The organism is Arthrobacter oryzae (assembly GCF_031454875.1).
GTDB lineage: Bacteria > Actinomycetota > Actinomycetes > Actinomycetales > Micrococcaceae > Arthrobacter > Arthrobacter oryzae_D.
This window is the reverse complement of record NZ_JAVDRQ010000003.1, coordinates 34405-48889: the sequence shown is the minus strand read 5'-3', so window position 1 is coordinate 48889 and position 14485 is coordinate 34405. Positions and strand designations below refer to the sequence as shown.

General features: G+C 64.8%; 13 protein-coding genes and 1 tRNA gene. 10 read left to right on the top strand and 4 right to left on the bottom strand.

Annotated features, from left to right (window positions below; all coding sequences use genetic code 11):
- Positions 1-192: 192 nt before the first annotated feature.
- Positions 193-275 (bottom strand) — tRNA-Leu (locus J2805_RS06040).
- Positions 276-440: 165 nt separating this feature from the next.
- Between J2805_RS06040 and J2805_RS06035 the strand changes: the two genes are divergently transcribed.
- The gene (locus J2805_RS06035; RefSeq protein ID WP_309970748.1) at positions 441-1745 is read left to right on the top strand and encodes a M20/M25/M40 family metallo-hydrolase; all 1305 of its coding nucleotides are present in this window, start codon (positions 441-443) and stop codon (positions 1743-1745) included.
- Positions 1746-1775: 30 nt separating this feature from the next.
- The gene (locus tag J2805_RS06030) at positions 1776-2939 is read left to right on the top strand and encodes an acyl-CoA dehydrogenase family protein (protein WP_309970744.1); all 1164 of its coding nucleotides are present in this window, start codon (positions 1776-1778) and stop codon (positions 2937-2939) included.
- Between the two features lie 76 nt (positions 2940-3015).
- Here the strand turns inward: J2805_RS06030 and J2805_RS06025 are convergent, their stop codons facing one another.
- On the bottom strand, positions 3016-3249 hold the full coding sequence (locus J2805_RS06025; protein ID WP_011692010.1) for a DUF5703 family protein: 234 nt from the start codon (positions 3247-3249) through the stop codon (positions 3016-3018).
- A 39-nt stretch (positions 3250-3288) separates the two neighbouring features.
- On the opposite strand from J2805_RS06025, the gene J2805_RS06020 reads away from it, so the two are divergent.
- Positions 3289-3552: a hypothetical protein gene (locus J2805_RS06020; RefSeq protein WP_309970741.1), complete on the top strand. Its 264-nt coding sequence runs from the start codon at positions 3289-3291 to the stop codon at positions 3550-3552.
- Between the two features lie 39 nt (positions 3553-3591).
- Here the strand turns inward: J2805_RS06020 and J2805_RS06015 are convergent, their stop codons facing one another.
- Complete coding sequence (locus J2805_RS06015) at positions 3592-4527, bottom strand: aldo/keto reductase (protein WP_309970738.1); 936 nt, start codon at positions 4525-4527, stop codon at positions 3592-3594.
- Positions 4528-4579: 52 nt separating this feature from the next.
- On the opposite strand from J2805_RS06015, the gene J2805_RS06010 reads away from it, so the two are divergent.
- Positions 4580-5413 carry an undecaprenyl-diphosphate phosphatase gene (locus J2805_RS06010; RefSeq protein ID WP_309970735.1) on the top strand — a complete coding sequence of 278 codons (834 nt, stop codon included), beginning with the start codon at positions 4580-4582 and terminating at the stop codon, positions 5411-5413.
- A gap of 15 nt (positions 5414-5428) precedes the next feature.
- Positions 5429-6709, top strand: a complete 1281-nt coding sequence (gene mshC, locus J2805_RS06005; protein ID WP_309970732.1) for a cysteine--1-D-myo-inosityl 2-amino-2-deoxy-alpha-D-glucopyranoside ligase — start codon at positions 5429-5431, stop codon at positions 6707-6709.
- Between the two features lie 57 nt (positions 6710-6766).
- Here mshC and J2805_RS06000 read toward each other — a convergent pair whose 3' ends face one another.
- Positions 6767-7672, bottom strand: coding sequence for a PAC2 family protein (locus J2805_RS06000; RefSeq protein ID WP_309970729.1), 906 nt, complete (start codon positions 7670-7672; stop codon positions 6767-6769).
- 153 nt (positions 7673-7825) lie between these two features.
- On the opposite strand from J2805_RS06000, the gene J2805_RS05995 reads away from it, so the two are divergent.
- From J2805_RS05995 to dop, 5 genes are all read left to right on the top strand, one after another.
- Positions 7826-8575: an HAD family hydrolase gene (locus J2805_RS05995; RefSeq protein ID WP_309970726.1), complete on the top strand. Its 750-nt coding sequence runs from the start codon at positions 7826-7828 to the stop codon at positions 8573-8575.
- Positions 8568-9755 (top strand): site-2 protease family protein, encoded by a 1188-nt coding sequence (locus J2805_RS05990; RefSeq protein ID WP_309970723.1) that lies wholly within the window; start codon positions 8568-8570, stop codon positions 9753-9755. The genes J2805_RS05995 and J2805_RS05990 overlap by 8 nt, the downstream gene beginning before the upstream one ends.
- Before the next feature lie 101 nt (positions 9756-9856).
- A complete protein-coding gene (locus tag J2805_RS05985) occupies positions 9857-10924 on the top strand; it encodes a tRNA (adenine-N1)-methyltransferase (protein WP_309970720.1) in 1068 nt (355 codons plus the stop codon).
- A gap of 82 nt (positions 10925-11006) precedes the next feature.
- Positions 11007-12788: a proteasome ATPase gene (gene arc / locus J2805_RS05980; RefSeq protein ID WP_309974828.1), complete on the top strand. Its 1782-nt coding sequence runs from the start codon at positions 11007-11009 to the stop codon at positions 12786-12788.
- A gap of 50 nt (positions 12789-12838) precedes the next feature.
- Positions 12839-14458: a depupylase/deamidase Dop gene (gene dop / locus J2805_RS05975; RefSeq protein ID WP_309970717.1), complete on the top strand. Its 1620-nt coding sequence runs from the start codon at positions 12839-12841 to the stop codon at positions 14456-14458.
- Positions 14459-14485: the final 27 nt, after the last annotated feature.

The window sequence follows — 14485 nt, the reverse complement described above, 5'->3', positions numbered from 1 at the left end:
CGGTATACGAACCGGCGGACCGCTATCGTTCCCCCATGACCCACATGGGCCGAGTCCACGGTCAGGTGGCTGACGGGCAAGTCCGTCGTCATCGCCTCAGCGTCAGTCGCCGTCCAAGGACCGACTGTCCAGGATGTGTTTGGACACAGAAAAAAACCCCTGGAATCCGTGGATTCCAGGGGTTTTCCCTTGTGCGCGGAGGGGGACTTGAACCCCCACCCCCTTTCGAGGACTAGCACCTCAAGCTAGCGCGTCTGCCATTCCGCCACCCGCGCAGGTGGTAATTCGGGGATCCGTTCCGCCTTTCAGCGTTTTGGATTTCTCCGAAGCAGCGAGAAAGACTCTAGCACGACTTTTCCGGAAACAAATAATCGGGGGTTGCAGGGGGCTTGTGGGTAGGCTGAAACCAGCAATCAAGCCGCCCCCACGAGGAGTGAAACATGACTGAAGTACGCCCCGAGGATGAAGTCGTCAGGATCTGCCAGGAACTGATCCGGATCGATACTTCGAACTATGGCGACGGCTCAGGTCCGGGGGAGCGCGCGGCAGCGGAATACACGGCCGGACTCATCACCGAAGTCGGCCTCGAGGCCGAGATTTTCGAGTCGGCGCCCGGCCGTGCTAACGTCGTCACCCGAATTGCGGGGGAGGACCCCTCGGCAAGCGCCCTGGTGGTTCATGGGCACCTCGACGTTGTCCCGGCGCTCCGGGAGCAGTGGTCGGTGGACCCCTTCGGCGCAGAACTCAAGGACGGCCTGATCTGGGGTCGCGGGGCCGTGGACATGAAGGACATGGACGCCATGATCCTCTCGGTGATGCGGAACTTTGCCCGGACGGGACGCAAGCCCAAGCGGGACCTGATCTTCGCGTTCTTCGCCGACGAGGAGGCGGGGGGCACGTACGGTGCGCGTTACGCCGTCGAAAACCGGCGGGAACTCTTCGACGGAGCCACCGAGGCGATCTCTGAGGTGGGCGGATTCTCGGCAACCATTGGCGGCCAGCGCACCTACCTCCTTCAGACGGCCGAAAAAGGACTCTCCTGGCTGCGTCTGGTGGCCCACGGCCGCGCAGGCCACGGATCCCAGATCAACACGGACAACGCCGTCACACGCCTCGCCAGCGCCGTCTCACGCATCGGCGAGTACCAGTGGCCGGTGGAGCTGACGCCAACCACCAGGCAGTTCCTTGACGGCGTGACGGAACTCACGGGCGTTGAATTCGATCCGGACGATCCGGAGAGGCTCCTCAAGGAGCTGGGAACTGTGGCGCGGTTCGTCGGAGCCACCCTGCAGAACACCACCAACCCCACGCTCCTTAAGGGCGGTTACAAGCACAACGTCATCCCGGAGTCCGCGGAGGCGCTGGTGGATTGCCGGACCCTTCCGGGCCAGGAGCAGCAGGTCCTGGAGATCGTCAGGGAACTGGCAGGAAACGGAGTCGAGGTCTCCTACGTCCACAACGACGTCTCGCTCGAGGTGCCGTTTGCCGGAAACCTGGTGGATTCCATGATTGATGCCCTTCATTCCGAGGACCCGGGCGCCAAGGTGCTTCCCTACACCCTGTCCGGCGGAACCGACAACAAGTCCCTGAGCAGGCTCGGCATCACCGGCTACGGCTTCGCCCCGCTCCAACTCCCGGACGAACTCGACTTCACCGGGATGTTCCACGGCGTGGACGAAAGGGTGCCGGCAGATTCCCTCAAGTTCGGCGCGAGGGTGCTGGACAGGCTGCTGACCAACTACTGAGCCCGCCCCGCACACATGAAGGCCCAGACCATGACACCGGACCAGATCCTCAGCGACGCCCTCCTGGAACGCATCCGCGGCCGTGCCGCGCGCTACGACCGGGAGAATACCTTCTTCACCGAGGATCTGGAGGAACTCGCCGCGGCGGGCTACCTCAGGATCTTTGTGCCGGCGTCCGACGGCGGGCTGGGGCTTGGCCTTGAAGCGGCAGCACAGCTGCAACGAAGGCTGGCGACGGCCGCCCCGGCCACCGCCCTGGCGATCAACATGCACCTGGTGTGGACCGGCGTCGCGCATGTCCTGGCCACCCGCGGCGATTCCTCCCTCGACTTTGTCCTCCGCGAGGCCGCGCAGGGGGAAATTTTTGCGTTCGGGAACTCGGAGGCCGGCAACGACTCGGTGCTTTTCGATTCCCTGACCGTTGCCGCGCCGCACACGGACGGCAGCTACAGCTTCACCGGCCGGAAGATCTTCACCAGCCTTTCTCCGGCCTGGACCAGGCTGGGAATCTTCGGCAAGGATGGCTCGGCCAGGGACGGCGAGGGCGAACTCGTCCATGGTTTCATCAGCCGCGACACTGCCGGCTACGAGATCCTCGACGACTGGAACACCCTCGGCATGCGGGCGAGCCAGTCAAACACCACCGTGTTGACGGACGCTCGGGTGCCGACGGACCGGATCTTCCGAAAACTGCCGGTGGGCCCCAACGCCGACCCGCTGATCTTCGCCATCTTCGCCTGCTTCGAGACGCTGCTGGCCGCCGTCTACACCGGCCTCGGCGAACGGGCATTGGCCCTGGGAGTGGAAGCGGTCAAACGCCGGACATCCTTCAAGAATGACGGACGCAGCTACGCCCAGGACCCCGACATCCGCTGGAAGGTGGCAGAGGCCGCCATGGCCATGGACGCCCTGTATCCCCAACTGGCCGAACTGTCACGGGATGTTGACCGGCTGGTGGACCACGGCAGCCAATGGTTCCCAAGGCTTGTGGGCCTCAAAGTCCGGGCGACTGAAACGGCACGGACCGTGGTGGACCTGGCGATCCGGGTGTCAGGGGGATCGAGCTACTTCCGGGGAACGGAACTTGAACGTCTCTACCGTGACGTGCTCGCCGGGATGTTCCACCCCTCCGATGACGAGTCGGCGCACAATACCGTGGCCAACGCCTGGCTTGGGCCCCTTGAGACGCCTTAGCAGCTCCTGGAACCGGGGCTGGGGACGTAGGCAGGCTTGAACTGCCCGCCGAGCCTCACTGAACGGTCCGCGTCCGCTACACGGTCCGCTGGACCTGGATGACTTTACGGCGAAGCCAGAAGCGCCTGCCGCCGCCCACATAGAGGCGGCTTCGTTCCAGCTCCCACTTGCCGTATTCGGAATGTTCAACAAGGCGACGGCGCGCTTCAGGGAGCGAATCCTCAGGACCGACCGTCAGTACGAGATACTCGTACTGCCTCGCGTAGTCCCGCTCCCGCTGGACTGAACTGCTCAGAAAATGTTCTTTCATTGCTCTCCATTTTCGTCCATTTCCGACTAACGTGAAGTCATGAGCATCGATCCGCGTGTCGCGCTTCAGTCCCTGACCACAGCCCTGGAAGAACACCTGATCGCAGCCTCCGCACGGCGGGGCGAGGGAGACCCAACGGTCGAAGCGGCATTCTTTGCCGTTGCTGATGCCTTCGAAGTCTATGACGATTCACTCTACGAGGCGTATGGCGAAGTCACTCCGCTGGAGGTCATCGACGACGTGGATGACGACGACGAAGAGGAAGCCGAAGAGGACGAGGACCTGGAAATCGTCGAGGACTGAGTCGCGGACCCGCCAGGATTCCGGCGCCCGCCGGACCGCTTACTCCGGCGCGGAAACATCCTCCAAGGCCCGCGCGATTTCCGCAGGCACCGGTGCCAGCTGCGAGTCCAGAATCTCCTTGAGCTGAACGGGGGACCTGGCACCCACGATTGCAGTAGCCACCCCGTGCTGCGAGAGAAGCCAGCTCAGGGCAACATCGATCGATGACCGGCCGAGCCCCCGCGCGGCCATGGCAACCGCTTCCACGATCCGGGACGCAGGCTGCTCGAGGTACGGCTCAACATAACTGGCCAGCCTCTTCTGCGCCGCCCTCGAATCCGCCGGAATGTGCCCGCGGTACTTGCCGCTGAGCACACCACGGCCCAATGGCCCCCAGGCAAACAGGCCAAGCCCTGCGTCTTCAATGGCCGGAATCAGTTCGGCCTCAGGCTTCCGCTGCAGCAACGAGTACTCTGACTGGCTCGCAACCAGGGGGAAGCCTGCCACCGCCGCGGCCTTGGCAGTCTGCCAGCCAGTGAAGTTCGACACACCCGCGTACCGGGCGCGGCCTGTCCGCACCGCAAACTCCAGGGCGGACAGCGTCTCCTCCAACGGGACATTTGCATCCCATGCCTGCGCAAACCAGATGTCGACATAATCAGTGCCGAGGCGGGCGAGGCTGGCATCCAAGCCGGAAAGCATGCCGTTCCGGGAGGTATCGACGCTCCGGCGGCCGTCCGACGTCGAGATCCCCGCCTTGGTGGAGATCACCACTTCCGAGCGGGAGACGACGTCGCCCAGCATGGATCCCAGCAAGGCCTCCGCCTGGCCATCTGCATAGGAGGCGGCAGTGTCGATCAGGGTTCCGCCTGCGTCGACGAACGTCCGTAACAGTTCGGAGGCGTCCTGTTCATCTGTCTCCCGCGCCCACGACATGGTTCCCAGGGAGAGTGAGGACACGCGCAACCCACTGTTGCCGACATAACGCTGCTGCATAGCTGTTAGCTTACGGGGATTCGCCCTGCTTCATGACGTAGGGTCTATAAACGTGAACTGGTTTGAAGCGGCCCTGCTGGGTCTTGTCCAAGGGCTGACTGAATTCCTCCCGATTTCCTCAAGCGCCCACCTGCGCATCGTCGGTTCGTTCCTGCCGCAGGCTGCGGACCCTGGAGCGGCATTTACCGCTATTACCCAGCTCGGAACTGAGACGGCAGTAATCGTCTACTTCTGGCGCGACATTGTGCGCATCATCAAGGCCTGGTTCGGTTCGCTGACGCGGCGCGTGCCGTCGAACGACCCCGATGCCCGCATGGGCTGGCTGGTGATCCTGGGCAGCCTTCCCATCATCGTGTTGGGCCTGATCTTCCAGGACCAGATTGAATCCGTGCTGCGCAGCCTCTGGATCGTGGCCACCATGCTGATCGTCTTCGGCCTGATCCTCGCCGTGGCGGACACGGTGGGTCGCCAGGAACGGGACCTTACCAACCTCACCTACAAGCACGGCATCCTCTACGGCCTGGCGCAGGCCATGGCCCTCATCCCCGGCGTGTCGCGGTCCGGCGGAACCATCACGGCGGGCCTGCTGATGGGTTACACCCGCGAAGCCGCAGCCCGGTATTCCTTCCTGCTGGCCATTCCCGCAGTGTTCGGCAGCGGCCTCTACCAGCTGTATAAGGTGGCCTCCAAAGAGGGCATCACCGGCCCGTATGGCCTGCCGGAAACCGCACTGGCCACGGTAATCGCCTTCGTAGTGGGCTACGTCATCATCGGATGGTTCCTGAAGTTCGTCTCCACGCGCAGTTACCGGCTCTTCGTCTGGTACCGCATTTTCCTGGGCCTGGCGTTGTATTTGCTGCTCGGTTTCAATGTCATCAGCGCCTAGCACTAGGCTTGGCCTGTGAAATCCTGGATCTCCCGCCCTGTTCCTCAGCTCCCGGGCCGCATGCCCGCCGTTCGAATTTTCGACACCGCCGAGGGTGCCTACAGCACCCTTGAGGCCGCGGGGGAACAATCTCTGTATGTCTGCGGAATCACCCCGTATGACGCCACCCACATGGGCCACGCCGCCAGTTACGTCGCGTTCGACCTTTTGAACCGTGCCTGGCGTGACGGCGGCCAGCGCGTCGCCTACGTCCAGAACGTGACCGACGTCGACGATCCCCTCCTCGAGCGGGCAACAGCTACCGGAGTCGACTGGCGCGACCTGGCGGCAAGCCAAATCGAGCTCTTCCAGACCGACATGGCAGCACTCAATGTCCTGGCGCCGGACCACTACGTCGGGGCAGTCGAATCCGTCCCGGAGATCGTTCCCGCAATCGAGCGGCTCCTGCGGCTTGGCCTGGCCTACCGCGTCGCCGGCACCGCCGGCGAACCCGACGGCGACGTGTACTACGACGTCGAAGCGGCCGGCAAGCAGTCATCCGAACCTGGGGCGTGGACCCTGGGCTCGATCTCCGGACTTTCCGAAACGGAAATGCTGGAACTCTTTGCCGAACGCGGCGGCGACCCGGGCCGTGGAGGCAAGCGGCAGGCACTGGACCCGCTCCTCTGGCGTGTGGCCCGGGATGGTGAACCCAGCTGGCCCGGCGGCGAACTGGGGGAGGGCCGGCCCGGCTGGCACATCGAGTGCACTGTCATAGCGCAGAAATACCTGCCCGCGCCGTTTACTGTCCAGGGTGGCGGTTCCGACCTTGTTTTCCCGCACCACGAGATGGGTGCCGGCCACGCGTATTCACTGTCCGGTGTTCCGCTGGCCCGGCACTTTGCCCACGCCGGGATGGTGGGGCTCGACGGCGAAAAAATGAGCAAGTCCAAGGGGAACCTGGTCCTTGTCTCCAAACTGCGTGCCGACGGCGAGGAACCCGCGGCGATCCGCCTGGCAATCCTCGCCCACCACTACCGCAGCGACTGGTCCTGGACGGAGGCAGGCTTCGCCGAAGCGAAAACCAGGCTCGAAGACTGGCGCACCGGGCTCTCCATGGCCACGGAGGGCTCGGCCGCCGGCCTGGTCGCCGAAATGCGGACCGCCATGGCGGACGACCTCAACGCCCCCGGCGCCCTCGCAGCCGTGGACCGCTGGGCAGCCGAGGCCCGGAACCAGGGGTCTGCTGCCGCCTCGCCAACGGACCAGGCATTGGTCAGCGACGCAGTGAACTCCCTGCTCGGCGTCGAACTCTAGCCTTTTGGAAAATGCTCCGGACTCCGGCGGTCCCCGCCGGAGTCCGGGTCTTGCTCGCTATTGTTTGTCCTTGCCGCGGCGCTTGAGGTAGCGCTCGAACTCACGGGCAATGGACTCGCCGCTTGCTTCGGGAAGATCGGCGGTGTCCTTCGCTTCTTCCAGTTGCCGGACATAGGCAGCGATTTCAGGGTCCTCGGTGGCAAGCTCATCCACTCCCCGCTCCCAGGCATCCGCCTCTTCCGCCAGTTCGTGGGTGTCGAGCGGCACTTGGAGCAGCTCCTCAATCCTGTGGAGAAGGGCAAGCTGGGCCTTCGGTGACGGGGCCTGGGCCACGTAGTGCGGAACGGCCGCCCACAGGGACACTGTGGGCAGGCCCGCAAGCAGGGCCACTTCCGAAAGCACGCCGACAATCCCTACCGGCCCCTCGTATTGGGACGCTTCAAGGTTCATCCGTTCGCGCAAGGCGCTGTCGTCCGTCGACGTGCTCACCGGAATGGGGCGGCTGTGCGGCACGTCCGCGAGCAGGGCACCCACAAGGATGACGTAGTCAACGTGCAGGGCCTCGGCCTGGACCAGCAGCTCAGCGGTGTATGCCCGCCACTTATAGGACGGCTCCGTGCCCTGGACAAAGATCACGTCAACATTCGCATCCGGGGCACTGGCCTTGTAGATCCGTGTGGACGGCCACTTAATCTTGCGCTCCCCGGACGACGTCCGGCGGATGGTGGGCCTGGTGAACTGGAAGTCGTAGTATTCGTCGGCGTCAATCGAGGCCACTTTCTTGCCGCCCCACAGTTTGTTCAGATACCGAAGGGCATCGCTCGCCGCTTCGCCGGCGTCGTTCCAGCCTTCAAAAGCCGCGAGCATCACTGTGATGCGCTGGCCTTCGGGCACGGGCTGCAGCAGCCGCTCCGGCTCGGGCGTGGCACCCGGTTCGCTGGTGTCTCCCTCGAAGCTATTCATTTCTTCACCCTACGTCCAAGACCCCGCCGGGTGCATGAAATGAACCGCCACTAATCTGGGCCGAGCCGCGGCAACACTGCGGCATCGTGCAGGATATTCGCCAAGGGCGTAGTGCATGCCTGCGGCCATTTGGCGCACCGTAGACTTGGATCCATGCGATCCTCAGCTTCCCAGCCACTTCTCAAAGCCGCTTTATGGGACATGGATGGCACCATCGTCGACACCGAGCCGTATTGGATCGAGGCGGAGCACGCGCTCGTTGCGGCACACGGCGGTCAGTGGTCCCACGAGCAGGCCATGCAGCTGGTGGGGCAGTCCTTGGTGTTCTCGGCCGGCATCCTTCAGCAGGCCGGAGTGAAGCTTGAGTCACGGGAAATCATCGACACACTCACGGCCCAGGTCGTCAGCAGGGTCCGCGCGTCCGTGCCGTGGCGGCCCGGTGCCCGCGAACTGCTGGATCAGCTGCACGAGGCAGGCGTCCGGTGCGCCCTGGTGACGATGTCCGAAGGGCCGCTTGCCCGCGAGATCGTGGCCAGCCTGCCGAAGCCCTACTTCGAGTTCGTGGTGACCGGTGACACCGTCACCCAAGGCAAGCCTCATCCCGAGGCTTACCTGAAAGCGATCACCCTGCTGCGGCAGGAGGACCCCGACCTGAGCATCCACGAATGCGTTGCCCTTGAGGATTCGGCGCCGGGTGTGGCCGCCGCCCTGGCGTCCGGAGTGGTGACCGTAGCCATCCCTCACATCGTTCCCCTGCCCGCAGATCCGGCCCGGGCTACCTGGCTTTCCCTCGAAGGCCGCACGGTTGCGGACCTACAGGAACTGGTGGTGCGGCGCAACGGATTCCCGTCGGGGGACTTCGGGCTTGAAGAGGCAACGGTTCGGAGCAACAGTCTTGACTGAGCCGGCAAGCGGCGCGGACCCCAAGGTCTCCACTGGCCGCAAGGAAGGCATCTCACTGGGCCGTATCGCGGGGATCCGGGTGGTCCTGGCGTATTCCTGGTTCATCATCGCGGCGTTCACCGTGATCGTTTACGGGCCCGTGCTCGAGGGCCAGTACCCGGACATGGGCGTTGCCGCCTACTACGTGGCCTTCGCTTACGCCCTGCTGCTGCTTATCTCGGTGCTGGTTCATGAGCTTGCCCATGCCCTGACGGCCAAGATTTTTCACTGGCCCACGGAGAAGATCGTTCTAAATCTGTGGGGCGGGCACACCCAGTTCGAGGGGTTCACCGCCACCCCCGGCCGCTCCGTCCTGGTTGCCCTGGCCGGCCCTGCAGCCAACTTCCTGCTTGCCGGTGCGGGCTGGCTGCTCATTCTGGCAACGGATCCTTCGGGCGTGGCGGGGATTCTTTCCAACATCTTTGTGTGGGCGAACCTGCTGATTGGCATTTTCAACGTCCTTCCGGGGCTTCCCCTCGACGGCGGCCGCCTGGTTGAGTCCGCCGTGTGGAAGGCCACCGGCAGCCAGGAAAAGGGCACCGTTGCCGCGGGCTGGGCGGGGCGGATCATCGTCATTGCACTGGCCGCTTGGTTCGTCCTTCTCCCGCTGCTTCGGGGCGACCGCCCGGACGTCTCGCTCATGCTCATCACCGTCCTGGTCGGCAGCTTCCTCTGGATGGGGGCCTCCGCCTCCATCCAGCACGGGCGCCTCCGCAGCCGGCTGCACCTGGTCAACGCCGCTGCACTGGCTGAACCCGCCGTCGGGATACCGGAATCCTCCACGGTGGCCGATGTCCGCCGGCTTGCTGCAGACGGCGCAATGGCCATCATTCTGTGCGGACCGGACGGCCGCCCCGCAGGAATAGTGGACGAGGCCGCCGTCGCTTCCGTTCCGGCCGGGGCCGCGGCAACCACGCCGGCCACTGCGGTTTCCCACGCCCTGAGCGCCGGCGCGTATGTGCCGGAATGGTCCCAGGGCCAGGAGCTGGTGCAGTACCTGGCCCAGCTCGAGGGCCGCGAGTATGCAGTGGTGGACCACCACGGAAAGGTGACCGGCCTGCTCCGCCAGTCGGCCGTGGTGACCGCCATTACAGGCAAAGAAATGCGCCGCAGCGGGCGCGCGAAGGTCCGGAACCGGTAGAGTTACCTGCCGGTCGCGAAATATCGGCGCCCGGGCCGGCGTCTGGTGCCCGGCCGTCCTGATGCACGGCCACACAGGTTTACAAAAGCGAGGAATATTCCATGAGCAGCGAAACTGCCGCCAACAACATCGCCCCTGGCGACACCGCAGACATCGCCGGCACCACCGGCGCACTGCCGGTGGGCGCCGCCCGTCGTCGGGGTCCGTTCCGGGAAGGCGAGCGGGTGCAGCTGACTGACGAGCGCGGCCGGATGAACACCATCACCCTGGAGGTCGGCGGAGCGTTCCATACCCACCGCGGCTTCCTGAACCATGACGAAATCATCGGCAAGGTGGACGGGTCCGTTGTGGTCAACAACGTGGGCCAGCAGTACCAGACCCTCCGCCCGCTGCTCTCTGACTTCGTCCTTTCCATGCCCCGCGGTGCGGCCGTGGTTTACCCGAAGGACGCCGGCCAGATCGTCACCATGGCGGACATCTTCCCCGGCGCCCGAGTGGTGGAAGCCGGTGTGGGCTCCGGTGCACTCTCGATTTCGCTGCTGCGTGCCGTCGGCGACAACGGCTACCTGCATTCCTTTGAACGGCGCGAGGAATTCGCCGACATCGCCCGCGGCAACGTGGAAACCATCTTCGGCGGTCAGCACCCTGCCTGGAAGATTTCCCTCGGCGACTTCCAGGAAGAAGTGGTCCGCAGCGAGGCCCCCGGCTCCGTGGACCGCGTAGTGCTGGACATGCTGGCGCCTTGGGAATGCCTCGACGCCGTCGCCACCGTGCTAGCCCCCGGCGGCGTGTGGATCAACTACGTGGCCACCGTGACCCAGTTGTCCCGGACGGCGGAGGCCATCCGTGCCGACGGCCGCTTTACCGAACCCGATGCCTGGGAGTCCATGGTCCGCGGCTGGCACCTGGAAGGACTGGCCGTGCGGCCGGACCACCGCATGGTCGCCCACACGGGCTTCCTGCTGGTCACGCGCAGGCTCGCGGATGGGGTCACCGGCATCTCAGTCAAGCGCCGGCCCTCCAAGACCGACTTCAACGAAGAGGACGTCAACGCCTGGACGCCCGGCGCTGTGGGTGAGCGGCTCGTCTCCGACAAGAAACTACGCCGCGCTGCCCGCGATGCGATCGCCGGAACCAACGTGAAGGACGACCCGGAGGTCACGAACTAGTCCGTATTTCGGATGTCTCCAGCAGTACCCGGCTTCTTGGGGCTAAGGTCTTAATAGAAGCGCAGGAAGGGGCTGATGCATGATGGAGACTCCGAACAACGACTCCTCACGGACACCGGACGAACCCACAGGGGCAGTGGAACCTGAGAACGCCCGCTATGTGGCCAACGAACTCTCGGTTGCGGACCGGCAGGTGAACATCCTCCGGGACAAACTGCGGCACATCGACCGCCAGCTCGCGGCCGCGACGCAGAACAACTCAAAGCTGGTAGGCATGCTGGAAACCGCGAAAGCGGAAATCCTCCGCCTGAAGAACGCCCTGGACCAGGAGGGCCAGCCGCCCTACAGCTTTGGCACCATTCTGCAGTTGAACCCCAAGCGGCAGCCCACCGCGGGAAACAGCGGCCAGGCGGCCACCGAAGAATCCGTGGACATCTTCAACGCCGGCCGGAAGATGCGCGTCGGGGTGAGCCCGCTGGTGAACATGAACCAGCTTGCCGTCGGCCAGGAAGTCCTCCTCAACGAAGCACTCCTGGTGGTGGCGGGCCTCGGCTACGAACGCGCCGGCGAACTGGTCACGCTCAAGGAAATGCTTGGGACGGACCGCGCCCTCGTGGTGGGACGCGCGGATGAGGAACGCGTCATCCGCCTTTCCGGGGCGCTGATGTCGGAAAAGCTTCGCGTGGGCGACGCCCTCTCCATTGACTCCCGGACGGGGTACGCCCTGGAGAAGGTTCCGCGCTCCGAAGTGGAGAACCTGGTGCTCGAAGAGGTCCCGGACATCACCTACGAGGATATCGGTGGCCTGGGCCCGCAGATTGAACAGATCCGTGATGCCGTGGAGCTGCCGTTCCTGCACCCTGACCTCTACCGTGAGCACGGCCTGAAGGCACCCAAGGGAATCCTCCTGTACGGCCCTCCGGGTTGCGGCAAGACCCTGATCGCCAAGGCCGTGGCGAATTCCCTGGCCGCCAGGGCAGCCGAGCGCACCGGGAACGTTGACCTGAAGAGCTACTTCCTGAACATCAAGGGCCCGGAACTCCTGGACAAGTATGTCGGCGAAACGGAGCGGCACATCCGCCTGATTTTCTCCCGTGCCCGGGAGAAGGCGTCGGACGGCAGCCCCGTGGTGGTCTTCTTCGACGAGATGGATTCGCTGTTCCGCACCCGCGGCACCGGCATCTCCTCCGACGTCGAAACAACCATCGTTCCCCAGCTCCTCAGCGAGATCGACGGCGTCGAACGCCTGGACAACGTCATTGTCATCGGTGCATCGAACCGTGAGGACATGATTGACCCGGCCATCCTGCGCCCGGGCCGGCTGGACGTCAAGGTCAAGATCCAGCGGCCGGACGCGGAGGCTGCCGCCGATATCTTCTACAAGTACGTCACCACCGACCTGCCGTTCCACGAGTCCGACCTCGCTGAGCACGGCGGCGACGTCCAGGCAACCGTCGATGCCATGATCCAGCGCACTGTCGAGGCGATGTACTCCACCGAAAAGTCCAACGAATACCTTGAGGTGACCTACGCCAACGGGGACACCGAGATGCTGTACTTCAAGGACTTCAACTCCGGTGCCGTGGTGCAGAACGTGGTGGACCGTGCCAAGAAGTACGCCATCAAGGACCTGCTGACCACGCAGCAGAAGGGTCTTCGCATCGACCACCTGCTGCGCGCCGTGGTCGACGAGTTCCGCGAACACGAGGATATGCCCAACACCACCAACCCGGATGACTGGGCCCGCATCTCCGGCAAGAAGGGTGAGCGCATCACTTACATCCGCACCATCGTTCAGGGCAAGGCAGGACAGGAGCCCGGGAAGTCCATCGAGACAATGCCCAACACGGGCCAGTACCTGTGACGCCGCGCAGCGGAGCGGTGCCAGGAGGTCCGCTGCCGGTAGGCGGCGTCATGCGGGTGATGGGGTCGGAGACCGAATACGGCATCCACGCGCCGTCGGCTCCGGGCGCCAACGCCACGATGATGTCCGCCCGGGTTATTCAGGCGTATGCCGCGCTGACGCGCCAGCGTGCAGCCGGCGGAGCGGAAACGCGCTGGGATTACACCGATGAGGAACCCCTGCACGATGCCCGCGGCTGGACCTTGGAGCGGAGCCATGCCGACCCCAGCCAGCTGACTGACCAGCCCCCTGTACTCGACGCCGAGGCCGTGGCATTGGCCTACGGACGGGAAGAGCTGGAGCAGGACGGCGAGGACGAATCGGGTTCGCTCCTGATGAACATGGTCCTGGGTAACGGCGCACGCCTTTACGTGGACCATGCTCATCCGGAGTACTCGAGCCCGGAAGTCACCAATCCGCGCGACGCAGTGGCCTGGGACGCTGCGGGCGACGTCGTGGCGCTTTCGGCGGTGCGGCGCATGGCCGCCGATCCGCAGCTCCCTCCCGTGAACCTTTACAAGAACAACACCGACAACAAGTCAGTGTCCTACGGCTCGCACGAAAATTACCTGATGCCCCGCGCGGTGCCCTTCGGCGACATCGTCCGGGGCCTCACTCCGTTCTTCATCACGCGCCAGATCATGTGCGGTGCGGGGCGGGTTGGCCTTGGACAGGACAACTCCCGGGCGGGCTACCAGATCAGCCAGCGGGCGGATTTCTTCGAGGCGGAGGTGGGCCTGGAGACAACCATCCGGCGCCCGATCATCAACACCCGCGACGAGCCCCACGCGACGGCGGACAAATATCGCCGGCTGCACGTGATCATCGGCGATGCAAACCTCAGCCAGGCAGCCAATTACCTCAAGTTCGGGACCACTGCCACCGTCCTCAGCCTGATCGAGGCAGGCCTGGCGCCCCGCGTGGAGGTGCACGAGCCCGTGGCCGCCCTGCAGGCGGTCAGCCACGACACCTCATTGACCGCCACCCTCCGTCTCCTCGACGGGCGCCGGGTCACTGCGCTTGACCTGCAGTGGATGTATCACGAGGCCGCCGCCAAGCTGGCCCAGGACACCGGCGTGGGCGATGCAGTGGACGGCGACGGACACACCCATGCCCTCCTGGAACGTTGGGCATCGACGCTGACGGACCTGGACAGCAACCGGGCAAGTGCCGCATCGTCCGTGGAGTGGCTGGCCAAGCTCTCCCTGCTGGAGGGCTACCGGCAGCGGGACGGCCTTGCCTGGAACGACGCGCGCCTCGGCCTCGTGGACCTGCAGTGGGCGGACGTGCGGCCCGAAAAGGGGCTGTACCACCGGTTGCTTGCCCGCGGCCGGATGGAGCGGATCGTCGACGACGAAACAATCGCCCGGGCCATGACGGAACCGCCGTCGGACACGCGCGCCTATTTCCGCGGCCACTGCGTCAGCAGCTTCAGCAAGGATGTGGTGGGCGCCAGCTGGGACTCAGTCATCTTCGACGTTCCCGGCCACGGAAGGCTTCAGCGAGTGCCTACCCGCGAGCCCCTGAGGGGCACCGAAGCCCTCACCGGAGGCCTGTTTGCAAGGCATAAAGACGCCGGATCGTTCCTGGCCGAACTGCTCGGACAAACTCCGCCTCCGCCACCGGCATAAAGCACCCCACCACGGCTTAAGCCGTGG

Excerpts from the sequence above, each read along its gene's own strand:
- J2805_RS06000 (WP_309970729.1), bottom strand. The coding sequence starts at position 7,672 with ATGAATAGCTTCGAGGGAGACACCAGCGAACCGGGTGCCACGCCCGAG.
- arc (WP_309974828.1), top strand. The coding sequence starts at position 11,007 with ATGGAGACTCCGAACAACGACTCCTCACGGACACCGGACGAACCCACA.
- J2805_RS06015 (WP_309970738.1), bottom strand. The coding sequence starts at position 4,527 with ATGCAGCAGCGTTATGTCGGCAACAGTGGGTTGCGCGTGTCCTCACTC.
- J2805_RS06025 (WP_011692010.1), bottom strand. The coding sequence starts at position 3,249 with ATGAAAGAACATTTTCTGAGCAGTTCAGTCCAGCGGGAGCGGGACTAC.
- J2805_RS05995 (WP_309970726.1), top strand. The coding sequence starts at position 7,826 with ATGCGATCCTCAGCTTCCCAGCCACTTCTCAAAGCCGCTTTATGGGAC.
- J2805_RS06020 (WP_309970741.1), top strand. The coding sequence starts at position 3,289 with ATGAGCATCGATCCGCGTGTCGCGCTTCAGTCCCTGACCACAGCCCTG.
- J2805_RS05985 (WP_309970720.1), top strand. The coding sequence starts at position 9,857 with ATGAGCAGCGAAACTGCCGCCAACAACATCGCCCCTGGCGACACCGCA.
- J2805_RS06030 (WP_309970744.1), top strand. The coding sequence starts at position 1,776 with ATGACACCGGACCAGATCCTCAGCGACGCCCTCCTGGAACGCATCCGC.
- J2805_RS06035 (WP_309970748.1), top strand. The coding sequence starts at position 441 with ATGACTGAAGTACGCCCCGAGGATGAAGTCGTCAGGATCTGCCAGGAA.
- dop (WP_309970717.1), top strand. The coding sequence starts at position 12,839 with ATGCGGGTGATGGGGTCGGAGACCGAATACGGCATCCACGCGCCGTCG.